This window comes from Chryseobacterium sp. R2ACT005, assembly GCF_049949215.1.
Classification (GTDB): Bacteria; Bacteroidota; Bacteroidia; order Flavobacteriales; family Weeksellaceae; genus Chryseobacterium.
Map to the genome: position 1 here is coordinate 1,410,803 of NZ_CP188192.1, position 18,482 is coordinate 1,429,284.

Annotated in this window: 15 protein-coding genes; 13 read left to right on the forward strand and 2 right to left on the reverse strand. The window is 35.3% G+C overall.

What is annotated here, in order from left to right; all coding sequences use genetic code 11:
* Positions 1-863 precede the first annotated feature (863 nt).
* The 8 genes from ACPF63_RS06395 to ACPF63_RS06430 all read left to right on the forward strand — a co-directional run bounded on the left by ACPF63_RS06395 (position 864) and on the right by ACPF63_RS06430 (position 10,568).
* Positions 864-1,004, forward strand: coding sequence for a bacteriocin-like protein (locus tag ACPF63_RS06395; protein WP_153816321.1), 141 nt, complete (start codon positions 864-866; stop codon positions 1,002-1,004).
* Between the two features lie 854 nt (positions 1,005-1,858).
* The gene (gene purB, locus ACPF63_RS06400; protein WP_426482442.1) at positions 1,859-3,286 is read left to right on the forward strand and encodes an adenylosuccinate lyase; all 1,428 of its coding nucleotides are present in this window, start codon (positions 1,859-1,861) and stop codon (positions 3,284-3,286) included.
* Between the two features lie 51 nt (positions 3,287-3,337).
* Complete coding sequence (locus ACPF63_RS06405) at positions 3,338-4,309, forward strand: WG repeat-containing protein (protein WP_426482443.1); 972 nt, start codon at positions 3,338-3,340, stop codon at positions 4,307-4,309.
* A 187-nt stretch (positions 4,310-4,496) separates the two neighbouring features.
* Positions 4,497-8,192: a phosphoribosylformylglycinamidine synthase gene (locus ACPF63_RS06410; RefSeq protein WP_426482444.1), complete on the forward strand. Its 3,696-nt coding sequence runs from the start codon at positions 4,497-4,499 to the stop codon at positions 8,190-8,192.
* Positions 8,173-8,586, forward strand: a complete 414-nt coding sequence (locus ACPF63_RS06415; protein WP_426482445.1) for a ribonuclease inhibitor — start codon at positions 8,173-8,175, stop codon at positions 8,584-8,586. Before ACPF63_RS06410 ends, ACPF63_RS06415 begins: the two co-directional genes overlap by 20 nt.
* A 348-nt stretch (positions 8,587-8,934) precedes the next feature.
* Positions 8,935-9,564: an SGNH/GDSL hydrolase family protein gene (locus ACPF63_RS06420; protein WP_426482446.1), complete on the forward strand. Its 630-nt coding sequence runs from the start codon at positions 8,935-8,937 to the stop codon at positions 9,562-9,564.
* A complete protein-coding gene (locus ACPF63_RS06425) occupies positions 9,564-9,896 on the forward strand; it encodes a gamma-glutamylcyclotransferase family protein (protein WP_077416403.1) in 333 nt (110 codons plus the stop codon). The genes ACPF63_RS06420 and ACPF63_RS06425 overlap by 1 nt, the downstream gene beginning before the upstream one ends.
* Positions 9,897-10,109: 213 nt before the next feature.
* Entirely contained in the window at positions 10,110-10,568 is a 459-nt protein-coding gene (locus ACPF63_RS06430) for a GyrI-like domain-containing protein (protein ID WP_426482447.1), read from the forward strand.
* An 81-nt stretch (positions 10,569-10,649) separates the two neighbouring features.
* Here ACPF63_RS06430 and ACPF63_RS06435 read toward each other — a convergent pair whose 3' ends face one another.
* Together ACPF63_RS06435 and ACPF63_RS06440 are read right to left on the reverse strand one after the other, a co-directional pair.
* Positions 10,650-11,105: a hypothetical protein gene (locus ACPF63_RS06435; RefSeq protein WP_426482448.1), complete on the reverse strand. Its 456-nt coding sequence runs from the start codon at positions 11,103-11,105 to the stop codon at positions 10,650-10,652.
* A 50-nt stretch (positions 11,106-11,155) separates the two neighbouring features.
* Complete coding sequence (locus ACPF63_RS06440; protein WP_077416409.1) at positions 11,156-11,542, reverse strand: diacylglycerol kinase family protein; 387 nt, start codon at positions 11,540-11,542, stop codon at positions 11,156-11,158.
* 334 nt (positions 11,543-11,876) lie between these two features.
* On the opposite strand from ACPF63_RS06440, the gene dnaN reads away from it, so the two are divergent.
* From dnaN to pheT, 5 genes are all read left to right on the forward strand, one after another.
* Positions 11,877-13,007 carry a DNA polymerase III subunit beta gene (gene dnaN / locus ACPF63_RS06445; RefSeq protein ID WP_077416411.1) on the forward strand — a complete coding sequence of 377 codons (1,131 nt, stop codon included), beginning with the start codon at positions 11,877-11,879 and terminating at the stop codon, positions 13,005-13,007.
* Positions 13,008-13,297: 290 nt separating this feature from the next.
* On the forward strand, positions 13,298-14,131 hold the full coding sequence (locus ACPF63_RS06450) for a M23 family metallopeptidase (protein ID WP_426482449.1): 834 nt from the start codon (positions 13,298-13,300) through the stop codon (positions 14,129-14,131).
* Between the two features lie 75 nt (positions 14,132-14,206).
* Positions 14,207-15,037: a helix-turn-helix domain-containing protein gene (locus tag ACPF63_RS06455; protein ID WP_426482450.1), complete on the forward strand. Its 831-nt coding sequence runs from the start codon at positions 14,207-14,209 to the stop codon at positions 15,035-15,037.
* 64 nt (positions 15,038-15,101) lie between these two features.
* Positions 15,102-15,719: a DUF417 family protein gene (locus ACPF63_RS06460; protein WP_426482451.1), complete on the forward strand. Its 618-nt coding sequence runs from the start codon at positions 15,102-15,104 to the stop codon at positions 15,717-15,719.
* Positions 15,720-15,926: 207 nt separating this feature from the next.
* Positions 15,927-18,329, forward strand: a complete 2,403-nt coding sequence (gene pheT / locus ACPF63_RS06465) for a phenylalanine--tRNA ligase subunit beta (protein ID WP_180564009.1) — start codon at positions 15,927-15,929, stop codon at positions 18,327-18,329.
* The last annotated feature ends 153 nt before the right edge of the window (positions 18,330-18,482 follow it).

Here is an 18,482-nt window from a genome sequence, read left to right on the forward strand (position 1 = left end):
TCTTATATATTTTTTAATAGTTTATTATAATGTTTTTAAACTGGATAGATTTATAAATATCTATAAAGTGAATGATAGTGTTACTGTGGCCAAGAATATGATAATTATTGTATGTCTTATTCCAATTTTACTTTCCTATATGTACTATGCGATTTTTATTTATCGAAAGGAGAATTTATCTTTTAAAATTATTTTTTTTGTTGTGGTACTGATGTTGTCCCAACAATCTTATTCTTTTTGTATAAAAAATATACTAGATTAATATCAATAAATGAAAGTCATACTCAACATATTGCAAGCTATTTGTATTATTTCTTTTTTAATTTTTGTCTTTTTTTTATTAATGGCATTAGCGAGCAGTCACAAAATTCCTTTTCAAACTTATTTCACAGTAGGAATTGTACTGTTATTTTCAATTGTGCTTTATTTTTTTATTGGATATTTTAAAAGAAAAATAAAGTAGTTGGTGTTATATAATGGTCTACACTTATATCCATAATAAAAGTCTCTCATTTTGTATAAAATACCAATTACCACTTTCTAACCGTCTCTACCTACTTCAGAAGTCCCTCCAGCCACTTCCTCAACGGTCTACAACCCCTTGGTTAACGGTCTCTATCCCCTTATCAAAGAGGCTTTAGTCCCTTAATGAACTCCCTTTACCCATTTGTTTAACAGGGTATAGCCCCTTACCTAAGGGGGTAGAGGGGGTTGGTGAAGGGGGGAGAAGGCTATAGAGTGATATAAGTAGTATAAAATGAATAGGTTATATTGTATCTGAAAAAAATGTATATTGGTATTACCAAATTAAAGCGTAATCCGAAAAGCATATAGAGTAGGAAAAAAATCAAAAAATTAGTATTATGAAAAACCTAAGAAAACTTTCAAAAAGAGAATTAAAAACTGTTCAGGGAGGGATCCCAATGTGTCTGCCAGGATATTTCTGGTGTTCATTTGTAAAAAAATGTATCTCAGTAGGATCACCATGTGGACTTATTGATTAATTTGATTCATGAAAATAATGTAAAACAGGCTGTCTCAGAAATGGACAGCCTGTTTTTATATACGTTTATCAATAAACTTAGGAATCAGGAGCGTTAAGAAAATTTGAATGTAATCCGTTAAAAAATTTCCACTGTTTGAGCATGGGTTATAAGATAAAACCGAAGCAAAACCGTATGATCTATGCGAGTTTGGGAATTTTAGGAGTACAATCAAATTTTTAGCGGATGACTCCCGTCTTGAACTTTTGTATACTTTTGCTTCAAGGTAAAAGTATAAGTGAAAAAAATGTTATTTTGTAGTCCTAATTACAGAACTTTCGTGCGATCAAGAATAAATTATATACTAGCTATTAGTATCATTATCTTAAATATACTGACACTGTCAGCCAATATATACATTATTAAAAAAGGATTTTCTCCGCTTGAAGGAGGATTTAATTTTTCAATAATGCTAATGATTTCAAATACTTTTATCATTCCTGCACTCGCAACATTTTTTAAAAATTTAAGTTATAAATTCATAATATTATTATTGAATATATTAGGAATGTTTATAGCTGTTTTAGGAATTTTTCTGGCTTTTATGATGATAACAATCCAATGTTAACTTAGTATAACATTATAGAATCTAAGCAGAGCCATATGATTCATGCGAGTTTGGAAATTTTAGGAGTACAATCAAATTTTTAGCGGATGATTGATGTCCTGAACTTTTGTATACTTTTATTTCAGGGTAAAAGTATCAATGAAAACTCTTTATTTGATTCAGAATATGGTTGAAAAATCATAAAAGCAAGATTTTTATCTCTCACTGAAAAACCGTATTTTTGTACATCTAAAAAGTAAAAGAACGAATGAATTCCTACAAAAATCCATTGGAAGAGCGCTACTCCAGTGAAGAAATGTTATTTAACTTCTCACACAATAACAAATTCCAGAATTGGAGAAAGCTTTGGATAGCTCTTGCTGAGATCGAAAAAGACCTTGGACTTGAAATTACAGACGAGCAGATCGCTGAGTTAAAAGCTAATGCTGAAAACATCGATTATGTAAAAGCTGCAGAATACGAAAAAAAATTCCGTCATGATGTAATGGCTCACGTTCACGCTTATGGGGATGTGGCGCCTTCGGCAAAAGGGATTATCCACCTGGGAGCAACTTCGGCTTTTGTAGGAGACAATACAGACTTAATTCAGATTCGTGACGGACTTTTAATCTTAAAGAAAAAGTTGGTTAACGTAATGAAGAATTTAGCAGACTTTGCTATTCAGTATAAAGATCTTCCGACTTTAGGATTCACTCACTTCCAGCCGGCTCAGTTGACAACCGTTGGAAAAAGAGCGACACTTTGGTTACAGAGTTTGGTTCTTGATATCGAAGAATTGGATTTCTTCCTTGAAACCCTTCGTTTCAGAGGAGTAAAAGGAACTACAGGAACGGCTGCAAGTTTCCTTGAACTTTTCAACGGTGATTATTCTAAAGTAAAACACTTAGATAAAGAACTTTCAAAAAGATTCGGTTTCGAAAAAGTTTTCGGAGTTTCCGGACAGACTTACGATAGAAAAATTGATGCGAAAGTAGTTGCTTTATTAGGAAATATTGCACAGTCTGCACACAAATTTACAAACGACTTACGTTTACTTCAAAATCTTAAAGAAATTGAAGAACCATTCGAGAAAAACCAGATCGGTTCATCGGCAATGGCATACAAACGTAATCCAATGAGAAGTGAAAGAATCGGAGCATTGGCAAAATACGTAATGTCTCTGACAACAAGTTCTGCAATGGTAGCTTCTACACAATGGTTTGAAAGAACTTTGGATGACTCTGCGAACAAGAGATTAACCATTCCTCAGGCGTTTTTAGCAGTGGATGCAATTCTATTGATCTGGAACAACATCATGAACGGAATTGTAGTATATCCGAACAGAATCAACAAACATATTATGGAAGAACTTCCTTTCATGGCAACAGAATATATCATCATGGAAGAAGTAAAAGCTGGGGGTGACCGTCAGGAAATCCATGAGGTGATCAGGGTTCACTCTATGGAAGCTTCCAAGAAAGTGAAAGAAGAAGGAAAAGAAAATGACCTTATTGAAAGAATCTTAAATGATGATTCTTTAAAACTAGACAAATCAAAATTAAAAGAAGTTTTAGATCCTAAAAACTTTATTGGTTTCGCGCCGATTCAGACGGAGGAATTTATCCAAAATGAAGTACAGCCGATTATTGACCAAAACAAAGACTTAATAGGATTGGAAGCTGATCTTAAAGTATAAAACAATATGCAGTCTTTTCGGCTGCATATTTTATTTCCAACCCCAATTAATATGAAAAAACTACTGGTAACCATTTTATTGACACCAATCATATCCTTTTCTCAGGGTAAAGACGATTTGCATTATTTTAAATCCAAAGACTCTCTGGTTGGAGTAAAAAATAAAGCGGGAAAAATAATTGTTCCCGCGCAGTTCAAAGTCTTTTCATACCTTAAAGATGGAGATCCTGTAGAAGGAGAAACCATTCTTTTTGATGGGGATAAGGAAGGGGAAAAACCGGAAAAAAATGCCTGGGGAAATGTATATGATAGAAATGGTACATTCCTTTACAAGCCTTTTCTATATGATAATGGACCGGATTATTTCTCTGAAGGACTGAGAAGACTGGTTAAAAATGGTAAAGTAGGATTTGCAGACCGAAACGGAAAGATTGTGATTCCGGCTGAGCATGATTTCGCTTCACCTTTTAATTATGGATACGCCGCATTTTGTGATGGCTGCGATTGGGAGAAAACAAATGACGAGCACAGATCCATTGTAGGTGGAAAATGGGGAGTCATGAATACCAAAGGACAAACCGTTCAGCCTGTTGCAAAACGATCCGGTAATGAAGTTGAAATTGATGGTAAATATTATCTGAATCCATTTCAGTATAATGAAAAAGAAAAAAACATTCTTCAGTTCTTTGAAAAGCAGAAGAAAAAACTTTCAGATCTTTATTATGTAAACTTTTACAATAAGTTATCTGAAAATGAAAAGAATCTGTTTTTTGAAATTGTAGAAAGGCCAAAAGAGAATTTCCCGTATTATCAGGTAAATACCTATAATCACAGAAAGAAGGACCTGGATATGCTTTACCGTTTTAAGTTCCTGGTTTCAGAAGATGGCAAAATATTTTATGCAATAGGGGATTTTAATGAAAAGAAGATTTCTTTTGAAAACTGGCTGAAAGAAGAAATAAAAAATGCGGAGGACTATCAGAAAGAACATAAGGATAATCCGAATAAATTTAGAAACAAATAAATAAAATTGGAAATTCCAGGACTCAAATTTGAAGAAGATAGACTTATTCCTTTAAATTTGTACGGAATAATGGTTGAAGGGAAAATCTCTTTCAAAATTTTCCAATAGAGACGGATTTAAAGAAAGAAACTTTAAGTTCAGAAAAGTAAAAAGAAAAATAAATCTAATATTAAAAATCTGACATCTAATGTCTAATAACAAAAGAATTTTCGTAGAAAAAAGAGGAATTTTCGATGTTGAAAGTCCAAAAATTTTTGATGAAGTAAAAGCGGTTGTTCCGGCAGTTCAAAGCGTGAAAGTATACAATGTGTATGATATTTTCAATTTGAATGACGGAGAATTTGAAAAAGTGGTAAACAATACCTTCGTAGACCCTGTTACTGATATTTTGCATACAGAAAACCCATCAAAAGCTGTTCATTTCGGAATGGAGTTTTTGCCTGGCCAGTATGATCAGAGAGCAGATTCTGCGCAGCAGTGTATTGCATTGCTTACAGAAAATGAAAAATCAAAAGTAAGAAGTGGAAAATTAATCGAATTTGAAGGAGTTTCTGAAGTAGATTTGGTTAAAATCAAAGACCTTTTGATCAACAAAGTGGAATCTCAGGAAAAAGACTTATCAATTTTGGATATTCCTGCAGATGAAACCCCGTCAAAAGTAATCATCCACGAAAATTTCATCAGTTTCAATGATGCGGAACTAGAGAATTTCTATAACAATCATGGTTTTGCATTAGGGTTGGATGACCTGAAATTTATTCAGGAATACTTCAAAACTGAGCAAAGAAATCCTACAGAAACAGAATTAAAAGTATTAGACACGTATTGGAGTGACCACTGTCGTCACACTACGTTTGAAACAGAATTGTCAGACATTCAGTTTGAAGGTCAGTTCAAACATACATTGGAAACGATCTTCAATGACTATATTGAAAAAAGAAAATTCTTAGGCCGTGAATTAAAGCCAATTTCCCTAATGGATCTGGCAACAGTATGCGGTAAATATTTCCATAAAACGGGGAATCTTGATAACCTTGTCATTTCTGATGAGATCAATGCATGTACTATCCAGATCGAAGCCGAATATGATGGTAAAAAAGAGCCTTGGTATTTATTATTCAAAAACGAAACCCACAATCACCCAACGGAAATTGAACCTTTTGGTGGAGCATCCACTTGTTTAGGAGGAGCGATCAGAGACCCGTTATCCGGAAGATCTTTCGTTTTCCAGGCAATGAGATTAACGGGTGCTGCGGACGTTTTGGAGCCGGTTGACAAAACATTACCAGGCAAATTACCTCAGAAAACCATTACAAAACAGGCTGCCAACGGATATTCATCTTATGGTAACCAGATCGGTCTTGCGACAACAATGGTTTCCGAAATCTATGACGAAGGGTACAAAGCGAAGAGAATGGAAGTTGGTTTCGTTACCGGAGCTGTTCCTGTAGACTGGGTAAGACGTGAAAAACCTGAAAATGGTGATTCCATCATTATCTTAGGAGGCGCAACAGGTCGTGACGGAGTTGGAGGTGCAAGCGGAAGTTCAAAAGAACAGGACGAGACTTCAATCCACACCATGAGTTCTGAAGTTCAGAAAGGAAATGCAGTAGAAGAACGTAAAATTCAGAGACTATTCAGAAATCCTGAAGTGACGAAGCTGATCAAAAAATCAAACGACTTTGGAGCAGGAGGTGTTTCTGTGGCAATCGGCGAAATTGCAGACTCTTTAGAAGTAAACCTTGATGTATTACCCTTAAAATATGAAGGATTAAACGGAACTGAACTGGCTATTTCTGAATCTCAGGAAAGAATGGCAGTGGTCGTAGATCCTCAGGATAAAGAAAAATTCATTAAATTCTGTGAAGCTGAAAACATTGTTGCTGTAGAAGTAGCAAAAGTAACAGATTCAGGAAGAATGCAGATGTTCTGGAAAGGAGACAAAATTGTAGACCTTTCAAGAGCTTTCTTAGATACCAACGGATGTTCAAAATCTCAGGAAGTGAAAATCACTCACCTTGAAGACGTAAAAGAAGAAACCAAAGCTTTCACAGCAGAAAACTTCCTGAACATTTTAAAAGATAAAAATGTAGCTTCCCAAAAAGGACTGCTTGAAATGTTTGACTCTTCAGTAGGAGGAACTACAGTAGCAATGCCTTTAGGAGGAAAATACCAGCAGACCTTAATGGAAGGAAGTGTGCAGACATTACCTGTTTTAGGAGCAAAAGATATTAAAACAGTTTCTTTGGCGAGCTGGGGATTCGATGCTGAAATTTCAAAACAAAATTCACTGTTAGGATCATCTTACGCTGTAGTAGAGAGTGTGGCGAAGATTGTAGCGATGGGAGGTGATTACAAAAACATCAGATTAAGCTTCCAGGAATACTTCGAGAAACTAGGACAAACCCCGGAAAAATGGGGTAAACCTTTAGCTTCACTTTTAGGAGCTTATGATGCACAGATCAATTTGGGTCTTGCGGCTATCGGAGGGAAAGATTCCATGAGTGGAACGTACCAGGATCTGAATGTTCCGCCAACCTTGATTTCTTTTGCATGTGCCAACGGAGATAAAGAAAATATCATCTCTCCTGAATTGAAAAATGAAGGAAACAAACTGTATTTCTTTAATCATATTGCTCAGGAAAGCGGACTTCCGAATTATAATGCTTTAAAAGAAGTTTTTGAATTCATTTTCGAAAATATTAAAGCTGGAAAAATTGTTTCTGTGAAAACAGTGAAAGAAGGAGGTCTTGCAGTAGCTTTAGCAAAAATGAGTTTCGGAAACAGATTAGGTGCTGAGATCAATGCTGATGAAAACGTTTTATTGGCTAAAAATATCGGAAGCTTAATCATTGAAGCAAAAGAAGAATTAAGCTCAGCTGCTCTTCAGCTTATTGGGGAAGTAAAAGATTCAGGGATTGTAAAAATCAATGGTCTTGAATCCAATATTGTAGACCTTGTATCTGCGAACACAAACACATTCGAGAACCTTTTCCCGACAGTAGAAAAAGAAAAGATTACGGTTGAAATTGATGAAAAATCAAACTCAATCCATCCAAGAAATATCATCATTAAAAAACACGGAATCGCACAGCCGAAAGTGTTTGCTCCGGTATTCCCGGGAACCAACTGTGAATATGACACGCTGAATGCATTCCAGAAAGAAGGTGCTGTAGTTAGCAGCCTGCCTTTGATCAATATCAACCACCAGTTATTGGAGGAAAGTATTGATGCATGGGTAGAAGAGATCAGAACCTCTCAGATTCTGGCATTCTCAGGAGGTTTTTCCGCAGGTGACGAGCCGGACGGTTCTGCAAAATTCATTGTTAACGTTCTGAAAAACGAGAAGATGAAAAATGCAGTTCATGAATTGTTAGACAGAGACGGTATGATCATCGGTATCTGTAACGGATTCCAGGCTCTTGTTAAATCAGGATTGCTGCCTTATGGAAGAATCAAAGATTTGGATGAAAACTCTCCGACGTTAGCTCACAATGCCATCAGAAGACACATCTCTCAGATGGTAACGGTAAAAGTGGTAAATGACGAAAGCCCTTGGTTAAAAGGAATGAAAGGTCAGACTTTCACCATTCCGATTTCCCACGGAGAAGGACGTTTCATGGCTTCAGAAGAAGAAATCAAAAAGTTATATGAAAACGGACAGATTGCGACTCAGTACATCGATTTCGATGGAAACATCGCTCACGGAATGCCGTTTAACCCGAATAACTCATTATTCGGAATCGAAGGTGTCACCAGCTCATGTGGAAAAATCTACGGAAGAATGGGACACCCGGAACGATTTGCTGAAGGCCTCATGAAAAATATACCAACCGCGAATTATCACAATATATTCAAAAACGGTGTTGAATACTTCAAATAATAATACAAGAAAAATGATCGTCATCCATGGCGGTCATTTTTCGTCTTTAGCTGGTTTCTACAAAGAAATTTCCAATGTTCTGATGAAGGATGTGGATTGGAAAGTAGGAACGCTGGATGGCTTTGATGATATTCTCTACGGTGGTTTCGGAGTATTTGAAAACAAAGAAGAAATTGAAATCATCTGGAAAGAATCACAGAAATCAAAAGAAGATCTTGGCTTTACTGCCACCCGTGAATTCTACGAAAACAAAATCAGGCAGGGAAAACCATTCAATATAGAATTAATTCAGCAGAAATTAGATGATTTTACTGAAGGAAAAGGGCAGACCCTTTTTGAAATCCTGGTGGAAATTATCGAGTCACATAGGAATATTGCTCTGAAGCTGGAATGATGAATAATGAATAATGAGTAATTAGAAAAATCTTAAACCATTAAGAACAGTAAAGTTTTTAAGGAAAGTTAAGATTCATCAATGATGAATACAGTAGTCTGCTTATTAATAGCTTTAGCTATTACCTTCATCATTCTTCACCTCTTCACAAATCATAATGGTTCAAATCTCTTCATGGAACAAGGGGAAGAATACGTCTATTGCTGAGTGAAACGCCCTTGCGAACGAAAACATGGAATTAATATAAATACTTTGCGCTTTTTGCGTTAAAAATTATGTAAGTTGAAAGATATTAATAATTTTTCTCACTATTTTTACTTTAACAAAAAAGGAAACAATAAAAGTGGAATGAAGAAAATTATTTACGGGCTGTTCTTCGGTGACAGCATTACCTATGGGGAATATGATGGCGTTTTTGGAGGTTGGGTAGATATTTTGAAAAGATATGCCTTACAGCAATTTCACGAAGGAAATGGAGATGAACTGATTCTATTCAATCTTGGAATAGGAGGAGAAACTACGGAAGGTTTACTGAAAAGGATTCCTCACGAATTAGCCGCAAGAAATTCCCCTGATGGAAATATTGTTTTCCTAAGCTACGGAGCCAATGATCTGGCTGTGAAGGAAGGAATACAGATGGTAAATCCTGAAAAATTTAGAAACAATATTAAAGAAGCTGTTGAACATGCCAGACGATTCTCCAATGAGATTTATCTTGTAAGCATTCTTCCTTTCTCTCAAAAAATAGATGGAGTGGTAGTAAGTTCCGGTAAAAAAAGAATCAACGAAGATGTTGTTGTATATAATAAAATACTTAAAGATCTTGCGGCAGAACATTCACTGGGATATATTGATTTTTATTCTGCTTTTCTGGAAGATAAAGAAATTTTATTATCTGCAGACGGAGTACATCCCAACGAAAAAGGCTATGGAATGATGGCTGAGGTTGCCATCCCAATCATTGAAAAATATTTATAATGGCAAATTTATTTTCTTATGGAACTCTGCAGAAAGAACAGGTACAGCTTGAAACCTTCGGAAGACTTTTGCAAGGTGAGAAAGATGTTTTAACAGGATATAAACTGAACAGTCTAGAAATTACAGACCCTGAAGTACTGCGGAAAAGCGGTCAGAAATACCATCCTGTCCTAGAGTTTTCAGGAAACGATGACGATCAGATAGAAGGAGTGCTTTTTGAGGTAACAGAAGCGGAAATCCTACAGGCAGATGAATATGAAGTGGATGACTATAAAAGAATTGAAACTGTTTTTAAATCCGGGAAGAAAGGATTTATTTACGTCGGAAAATAGTCATTGCGAGCAAAGCGAAGCAATCTCAATAAAAAGTTAGTAATTAAATATTCAATAGGAGTGGGTTATTATCCTGAGCGTAGCCGAAGGGAGCCTACCCTTTCCATAAAACACAAATCCACGGCTTTAGCCAAAACTTAAAATACACCAATACTCCTGACATACTCTTGTCACAACCTGTCCTTATATTTGTCCTACAACAAAAATCAAGAAATGAATAACGTGAAAGTGGAACCTTTTAAGGTCATCGGAATCTCAGTAAGAACAACCAATGAAAATGAGCAGGCAGCAAAGGATATCCCTGTATTATGGGAAAAAATGATCAATGAGGATATTCTCAATTCAATTCCGGATAGGATAGATAACACCATTTATTCCATTTATACGGATTACGAAAAAGACCATACAAAGCCTTATACAACAGTTTTGGGATGTAAAGTGGAAAACCTTGACAATATCCCTGAAGGAATGGTTGGGTATTCTTTTGACGGTGGAGATTACGTAAAATTTACCACAAAAGGAGACCTTTCAAAAGGGTTGGTGATCAATGAATGGTTGAAAATCTGGAAAATGGATCTGGGAAGAATATTTACTGCTGATTTTGAAATCTATGGAGAAAAAGCACAGAATCCGTCAGATGCGGAAGTTGATATCTTAATCGCGGTGAAATAAAATCAGAAAGAAAATATTGACTGGTCAATAATAAAAGCCTGCCACATTCATATGGGCAGGCTTTTATTATTTCACTATTGATTACTTATATAAAATATATTTTGTATAATCATTAATTCCATCGTTGTTATGATCTTCATTATCAGTCACAAGGAAAATGAATTTGTTAGCAGAAAGTTCAAGTACTTTTGCCGTATTATTTCCTATTGTAATTTCCATATTGGCGGAAGAATAGGTATAATTAAGAGTAGCTTCAGCCTTTTGACATTCGGAATTCACACTGTTATAGTCTGTCATATAATATTTCCCGTCATTTCTGAATTCATAAGTGCTCTTCTTCTTGCAGTCATCGGGAGCATATTCTTTTATAACCGTTGTTTTATCAGTACCGGAAACGGTATATTCAGTTTGTATTTTCCATGTTCCGATAACATTATTTGTAGTATTTCCATTGTTGTCAACAGGTAAAGTATCGCTGTCGTTACTACATGATGAAAGAAGTACCAAGCCCAGAACTCCTGTCAAAATCTTTTTCATAAGTTAATTTTTCGCGAACATAATAAAAAATATTCAGAAGTATCTTGAATTTATAAAAACAGGTGTTTTATTGTTCTTATCAATCTTAAAATATATTTTCCATACACCAGAATCCCAACAATCACTGAGGCAACGGCTGTTAGCACAACGGCTCCTGCAGCAATATCTTTAATAAAGCCAATTCTTTTGTCGTAATCAGGCTGGATGATATCACAGATCTTTTCAATAGCCGTATTGAAAATTTCAGCACTTAAAACAGCAAAAGACGCAATAAGAACTAATGCAGCATCTGTACTGCTTAATTTGAAATAAAAAATAAAGAAGAGATTGACGAAGAATGCCAGCAGCTCAATCTGGAAATTTCTTTCCGTTTTTATCATCATGAAAACACCCCGGAAAGCATTGAGAAAACTTTTATGAATGGGAGGTTTTTGCATGATTCTAAAACTTTTCAGACAAAGATAGGATTTGTATTTTGATTGGTATGAATTATCTTTTATATTCGAAACAGGATATTATCAAAGAAAATAATCAATATTTACCCTCTTTTGCCTCCAATACCGATGTTTTAAATACGTTTTGAAGAAAAAAAGTACAAATAGAAATCCGGATAAGGTGAATATTTTAATGAATATTACAAGATCAAAAGAATTTTAAGCATAATATCAAGGCTCAAAACAGATTAAGGATATTTGTGAAAAACTCCTCCATATTATTCTTTTCTTTATTGTATCTATTTATTATATTTGTAGAAACTTATTTTATAAATCTATGAAATTTATTATTTCAAGTGGTGAACTGCAGAAGGCGTTGCAAACTGTAAGTGGCGTAATATCAAGCTCTCAATCGAGACCGATTTTAGAAAACTATCTTTTTGAATTAGACGGAAATAATGTTACCATTACAGCATCTGACGGCGAGACAACTCTTGTTACTTCTCTGGAAGTAAAGTCTGATGATACAGGTAAATTTGCTGTTCCTGCTAAAATTTTTCAGGATTTTATCAAGACATATGGTGAACAGCCTCTGACATTTGTTGTAAAAGACAATGCCGAAGGTACGGGAAGCCAGCTTGAGATTTTAGATGAAAAAGATAATTTCGCAGTAGCATTAGACAATGCTGATGACTATCCTGAATTGCCGGAATTTGACGCTTCACAAAGTGTTACAATGCCAGCTGGAGTTTTGTCTGAAGCTTTGACGAACACCCTATTTGCTACAAGTAATGATTCTCTTCGTCCGGTAATGACAGGAGTTCTTTTCCAGTTTGGAGAAAACGAAACCAATTTCGTATCTACAGACTCCCACAGATTGGTGGTATACAAAAGAGCTGATCTGATGAATGCTGAGCCGATGGAGTTTATCATGCCTAAAAAACCTCTTAACATTTTCAAAAATATCCTGGCAAGTTCCAACGAAGACGTTACGATTGACTTCAATGAGAATATGGCCAAGTTTACTTTTGATAAACATATCTGGATCTGTAGACTGATCGATGGTAAATATCCAAACTATACAGCGGTAATTCCAAAGGAAAATCCAAATGTATTGACGATCAACAGAAACCTTTTATTAGGAGCGATCAAAAGAGCATCTATCATGTCCAATAAATCTACCAATCAGGTAAGATTCAAGCTTTCCGGAAATATTCTTCACCTTCATGCAGAAGATACTGAATATGCAAACAAAGCAGATATGCAGATTCCTTGTGACTACAACGGCGAAGATATCAATATCGGATTCAGTTCTAAATTTTTAACTGAAATGCTGACAATTTTAGGATCTGACGATATCACTATGAAAATGTCTCAACCTAACAGACCTGGAATCATTGAACCTCTTGACGGTCTTGAAGAAAATGAAAATATCTTAATGTTATCAATGCCGGTAATCGGATTATAAGATTAATGTATATACATAAAAGAAAGCTGGAATTTTTCCGGCTTTTTTTGTAATTCTGCATTTCCACTCATAGTTACAATTATGTGGAATCAACTTAGGAATTAGGAGCATCAATAAAATTTAAATGTAATCCATTAAAAAAACACTGTTTGAGCATGGGATATACTGATGAACAAAAGAAGAACCGGATCATCCCTGCGAGTTTGGAAATTTTACATTCAAATTTTAGCGGATGATTGTATACTTTTGCTTTGAAGCAAAAGTATAATAAGAAAAACATTTTAATAAACATGAAAAAAATAACAATTCTCGGATCACTTATCTGCTCTATCTGGGCTTTCCCGCAGAAGAGTGCAAAAATATATTATGAACACTCAAAAGATATTATCACTTACTATGCTGATAATATTGAAATCTATCCAATTTCAATAACTTTCTCTGAACAGCCGGAAACAGAAAATTTGAAGAGTCCGGAGGCATTTAAAATGATCAGAGTACTACCTCCTAAATCAATGAAAAACAGAATTGCTTATTTTGTTGTCAATGATAATAAAAAAGGTTGGAAAATCAAGAAAATGCCTGCATATTATACGTTGGCGGGAGATGCAACGATAAAGACCTATGATACTGACTATACCTATGATCTTCCTTTTCAAAAAGGAAAGTCCTTCAATGTTTATCAGGGATATAATGGAATATTTTCTCACCAGAATGAAAACTCTTTAGATTTCGTAATGCCTGAAGGAACAGAAATTACAGCGGCAAGAGAGGGTAAAGTGATTGATGCCGTTCAGAATAATAATACAGGATGTCCTACATCAAGTTGTGCGAATCAGGCTAATTATATCTCAATTTTACACTCGGATGGAACCATTGCACAATATTTTCACCTGAAACAAAATGGAGTTAAAGTTAAAATAGGGGATGAGGTTAAAAAAGGTGATTTAATAGGATTGAGTGGCAACACAGGCTGGACAAATGGGCCCCATCTGCATTTTCAATGCTTTCTTCCCGATCCTTCAAAACCCAAACAGAAAAACACTCTTAAAACCCTTTTCAGAACTGGTAACGGAACTAAAACCGAATATTTAACAGAGAAAAAAACGTATTCAAAAGAATATTAGATACCAATTAAGAGCATCAGAATAAATAATCTATATGCTCTTGTTTTTTTATATTGTGCCAGCAACTTTTTCATCATGGAAATAAAAATACAGTCTTATCCTATCTCAGATTTTCCATCGGAACTCACTACTGAAAATTATAGTGTTGTTCTATGGAAAGGTTCCGGTATTTTCTCTGTGGATGATATTAACTATTCTTACAGCGGATACAATATACTGTTTCTTTCCCCTTACCAGAAGGCTAAATTGGTTTCAGAATCTGATGAGACTATTCATGTCCTTTTCTTCCATGGTGATTATTACTGTATAGAATATCATAAAGAAGAAGTAGCCTGCAACGGGCTTCTTTTCAATAATATTTATCTGAACCCGGGGGTTGAGCTGTCAGAAGAAAACTATAATTATATTCTCGAACTTTTTAATCATATCAAAAAAGAAGAATCCGAAAAGCATCAGTTTTCAGAATCCATTATCAAAACTTATATACAGCTTATCCTTGCCATTGGAAGCAAACAGAAAAGCAGTATTGAGAATAGTATGCTTTCTCAGGATAAATTACCCAATAAAAATGCTGCAGAATTTCAGAAACTGTTGGAGGTTCATTTTAAAAATGAAAAGGAGCTGTCATTTTACAGTGATAAACTTAGCATAACCAATAATGCATTAAGCAAGGCTGTAAAGAAAGAATTTTCGAAAACGCCTACTCAGCTTATCAATGAAAGAATCATCCTGGAATCCAAAAAATTGCTGCATTTAACCTATAGGTCTGTAAAGGAAATTGCTTCAGAGCTGGGATTTACCGACGAATTTTATTTCAGCAGGTATTTTAAAAAATCGGTAGGATGTTCCCCCAAAAAATATAGAGAGCAAGTAGGAATCTCTGTGGTGGCAAAAATGTCCATGTAATGTCCTCAAATATCTATGTTAGGGCTGTAAGCGTGTGAATACCTTTGTTAAAAAAATAAATCACATGCAAGACAACAGACTTTACCACCGCTTATTACAATTGGATATGTACTTTTTCAATTTTCTCAGAATTTCAGTTTTTATCGTTATGGCCTGGATTGGAGGCTTGAAAGCATTTCATTATGAAGCCGAAGGAATTGTCCCTTTCGTTGCCAATAGCCCTTTGATGAGTTTTTTCTACAAAAATGCCGGGAATAAAGTTCTTAATGAAGACAAAAAGCTTGTTGCAGAATATACCCTGTACAAAAATCCAGAAGGGAAGGTTATCCGGAAAAATATTGATTGGCATAAAGAAAACAGAACATACACATTTTCTTATGGTTTGGGGACAATGATCGTAATAATCGGACTTTTGATGCTGCTGGGAATCTGGTTTCCTAAAATCGGAGCAGTGGGAGGTGCTTTAACGTTTTTAATGTCATTGGTTACCCTGTCATTTTTGGGAACCACTCCCGAAGTGTATGTGCCGAATCTGGGTGGAGATTATCCGACTCCTCAGTTTGGATTTCCCTATTTGTCCGGAGCAGGACGTTTGGTCTTGAAAGATATTATCATGATGGCCGGAGGGCTGGTACTATTTTCTGATAGCCTGAAGAAAGTAATGAGACCATCTGACCAATAGATTCATCAATCAGAAGCGGAACTATTAATGAAAATTAATTATCTTAAAGTCGCTTCTAAATTTCTCTATTTCTCAAAAAAACACGACATTTGTAGCTCGAAAAATCACACCGGAATTAGGGGTGGAATTTCAAATAAAAGTTTCAAAATAGAGCAGATGAAACCTTAAGGCTCATTTGACGAATTAAATAAGTAGATAGATAAACAAATGAAAATATCAAACAACTGGCTGAAGGACTTTGTAAAAACGGAATCAAAAACTGAAAGAATCGGTGAATTCCTTACAGATATAGGTCTTGAGGTTGAAGGGATAGATAAATTTGAAAGCGTAAGAGGCAGCCTTGAAGGAATTGTTGTAGGTAAAGTATTAACCTGCGAAAAGCATCCGAATGCTGACAAACTGAAGAAGACAACAGTAGACGTAGGAAACGGAAAAATATTGAATATTGTTTGCGGAGCTCCTAACGTGGAAGCAGGGCAGACCGTTCCTGTAGCCGTTGTCGGAACAAAAATCTATGACAAAACCGGAAACTTTTTTGAAATTAAAGAAGCAAAAATCAGAAGTGAGGTTTCTCAGGGAATGATCTGTGCAGAAGATGAATTAGGTCTGAGCGATGATCACGGAGGAATTATGGTGCTGGATGAAACCAAATATGAAGTAGGTAAAAACTTCGCTGACTATTTTGAGCTGACTAATGATGAGGTGTTTGAAATTGGGTTAACTCCAAACAGAACAGATGCTATGTCTCACTATGGGGTTGCAAGAGATTTACATGCCTATCTTTCTACAAACCAACTGAAGTCTCAATTCAATAAAGTAGCTTCCGAAGTTTTGAATAATGAGGGAACTCATGATTTCAAACTGGAAATTGAAGATGCTGAATTGTGTCCAAGATATATTGGAGCCGTTATTGAAGACGTAAAAGTAGCAGAATCTCCATCTTGGTTAAAAGACAGACTAAAAGCGATCGGGCTAAGCCCGATTAACAACGTTGTAGATATTACCAACTATATTCTTCATGGCTACGGACAGCCGCTTCACGCATTTGATGCAGATAAAATTGCAGACAAGAAAGTGAAAGTAGGTGTCGTAAAACCGGGAACGAAATTTACCACTTTAGACGGGGTTGAAAGAACATTGAATGGTTCTGAAATCATGATCAAAGACGGTAAAGATAATCCAATGTGTATCGCCGGAGTATTCGGTGGTGAAAATTCCGGAGTATCAGAAACTACAAAAACCATATTCCTTGAAAGTGCTTATTTCAATCCGATTGCAGTAAGAAAAGGAGCAAAAGCCCATAGCCTGAATACAGATGCTTCTTTCAGATTTGAAAGAGGAGTAGACCCGAACCTTACAAGAACGGCAATTACTCATGCTATTAAAATGATTCAGGAAATAGCTGAAGGAAAATTGGTAGGAGACCTGTTGGAAGAATATCCTAAGAAAATAGAAGATAACTATGTGATTATTAGATTCTCTAAAATTGAGCAGATTTTAGGAACAAAAATTCATAGAGAAAAAGTAAAGGAAATCTTGAAAGCATTGGAAATTCAGGTTTTAAATGAAATTCCTAACGGTTTTGAAATCTCTGTTCCTGCTTACAGAGCAGATGTAACCAGAGAAATTGATGTCATTGAAGAAATCTTAAGAATCTACGGATACAATAAAATTGATGCTCCACAGAAGTTTTCATTTACGCCAGTTAAGCTTAGTACTAACGATCAGGATGAATTGGAAAATAACTGGGCAAGATCTTTACAAAGCATTGGCTTCAATGAAGTAATGAATAACTCATTGACTTCTGTAAAAGATGAAACTGATGCCGTAAAACTGTTAAATCCTTTAAGCGGGGATTTAGCATTCATGAGAAAGTCTTTATTGGAAGGACTTCTTCAGAATACAGTATACAATATCAACAGAAAGAATCAAGATATCAAATTCTTCGAATTAGGAAAAATTTATCACAAAAAAGATAAATACGAAGAAAGAAAACAATTGGCTTTGTTGGTTTCCGGAAGAGATGTTGCAGAAAACTGGCTTCAGCCTAAGTCTGCTGTAAGTTTCTATAACCTTAAGGCATATGTAAAAGTTTTATTGGAAAGACTTGCTGTAGATTATAAAGAAGGTGCTTTGTCTGATGAGAGATTCTCTGATGCATTGGTATATGAAGTGGATGGCAAAGCTTTGGTAAGAATCGGAAAAGTGGCACCAGCTTTGTTAAAAGACTTTGATATTGATCAGGATTGTTTCTATGCAGAAATTGAACTGGAATATGCTCAGGAACTGCGTTCTAAAAACGAATTGAAATTTAAAGACATTCCGAAATTCAACAAAATCAGAAGAGACTTAGCTTTATTGATTGATAAAAATGTAAACTATCAGGATTTATATCAGACTGCTAAAAAGAATAAATCTCCATTCATTAAGAGTGTTAATCTATTCGATGTGTATGAAGGTAAGAATCTTCCTGAAGGTAAGAAGTCTTATGCAATGAGCTTCGAGCTGTTAAACGAAGAAAAAACATTGGAAGAAAAGGAAATCACAGAAGTAATGGATTCTCTGATCAAAGCTTTCCAGAAAGAATTCAATGCAGAATTGAGATCTTAATACTTGAAAATATATATTTCAATATAATAGAAACGGACTTTTTAAAGTCCGTTTTTTTTAAGAATGTTGCTAGCGTTTGGCTGAAGCCATTTGAATGCTGGCTTTTATGTAAACGGGATGAAGCCTGTCCCTATTGAGTTGTATTCTAAGTAT

Coding starts and splice junctions, on each gene's coding strand:
- ACPF63_RS06395 (WP_153816321.1), top strand. CDS start 864: ATGAAAAACCTAAGAAAACTTTCAAAAAGAGAATTAAAAACTGTTCAG.
- purB (WP_426482442.1), top strand. CDS start 1,859: ATGAATTCCTACAAAAATCCATTGGAAGAGCGCTACTCCAGTGAAGAA.
- ACPF63_RS06405 (WP_426482443.1), top strand. CDS start 3,338: ATGAAAAAACTACTGGTAACCATTTTATTGACACCAATCATATCCTTT.
- ACPF63_RS06410 (WP_426482444.1), top strand. CDS start 4,497: ATGTCTAATAACAAAAGAATTTTCGTAGAAAAAAGAGGAATTTTCGAT.
- ACPF63_RS06420 (WP_426482446.1), top strand. CDS start 8,935: ATGAAGAAAATTATTTACGGGCTGTTCTTCGGTGACAGCATTACCTAT.
- ACPF63_RS06425 (WP_077416403.1), top strand. CDS start 9,564: ATGGCAAATTTATTTTCTTATGGAACTCTGCAGAAAGAACAGGTACAG.
- ACPF63_RS06430 (WP_426482447.1), top strand. CDS start 10,110: ATGAATAACGTGAAAGTGGAACCTTTTAAGGTCATCGGAATCTCAGTA.
- ACPF63_RS06435 (WP_426482448.1), bottom strand. CDS start 11,105: ATGAAAAAGATTTTGACAGGAGTTCTGGGCTTGGTACTTCTTTCATCA.
- ACPF63_RS06440 (WP_077416409.1), bottom strand. CDS start 11,542: ATGCAAAAACCTCCCATTCATAAAAGTTTTCTCAATGCTTTCCGGGGT.
- dnaN (WP_077416411.1), top strand. CDS start 11,877: ATGAAATTTATTATTTCAAGTGGTGAACTGCAGAAGGCGTTGCAAACT.
- ACPF63_RS06450 (WP_426482449.1), top strand. CDS start 13,298: ATGAAAAAAATAACAATTCTCGGATCACTTATCTGCTCTATCTGGGCT.
- ACPF63_RS06455 (WP_426482450.1), top strand. CDS start 14,207: ATGGAAATAAAAATACAGTCTTATCCTATCTCAGATTTTCCATCGGAA.
- ACPF63_RS06460 (WP_426482451.1), top strand. CDS start 15,102: ATGCAAGACAACAGACTTTACCACCGCTTATTACAATTGGATATGTAC.
- pheT (WP_180564009.1), top strand. CDS start 15,927: ATGAAAATATCAAACAACTGGCTGAAGGACTTTGTAAAAACGGAATCA.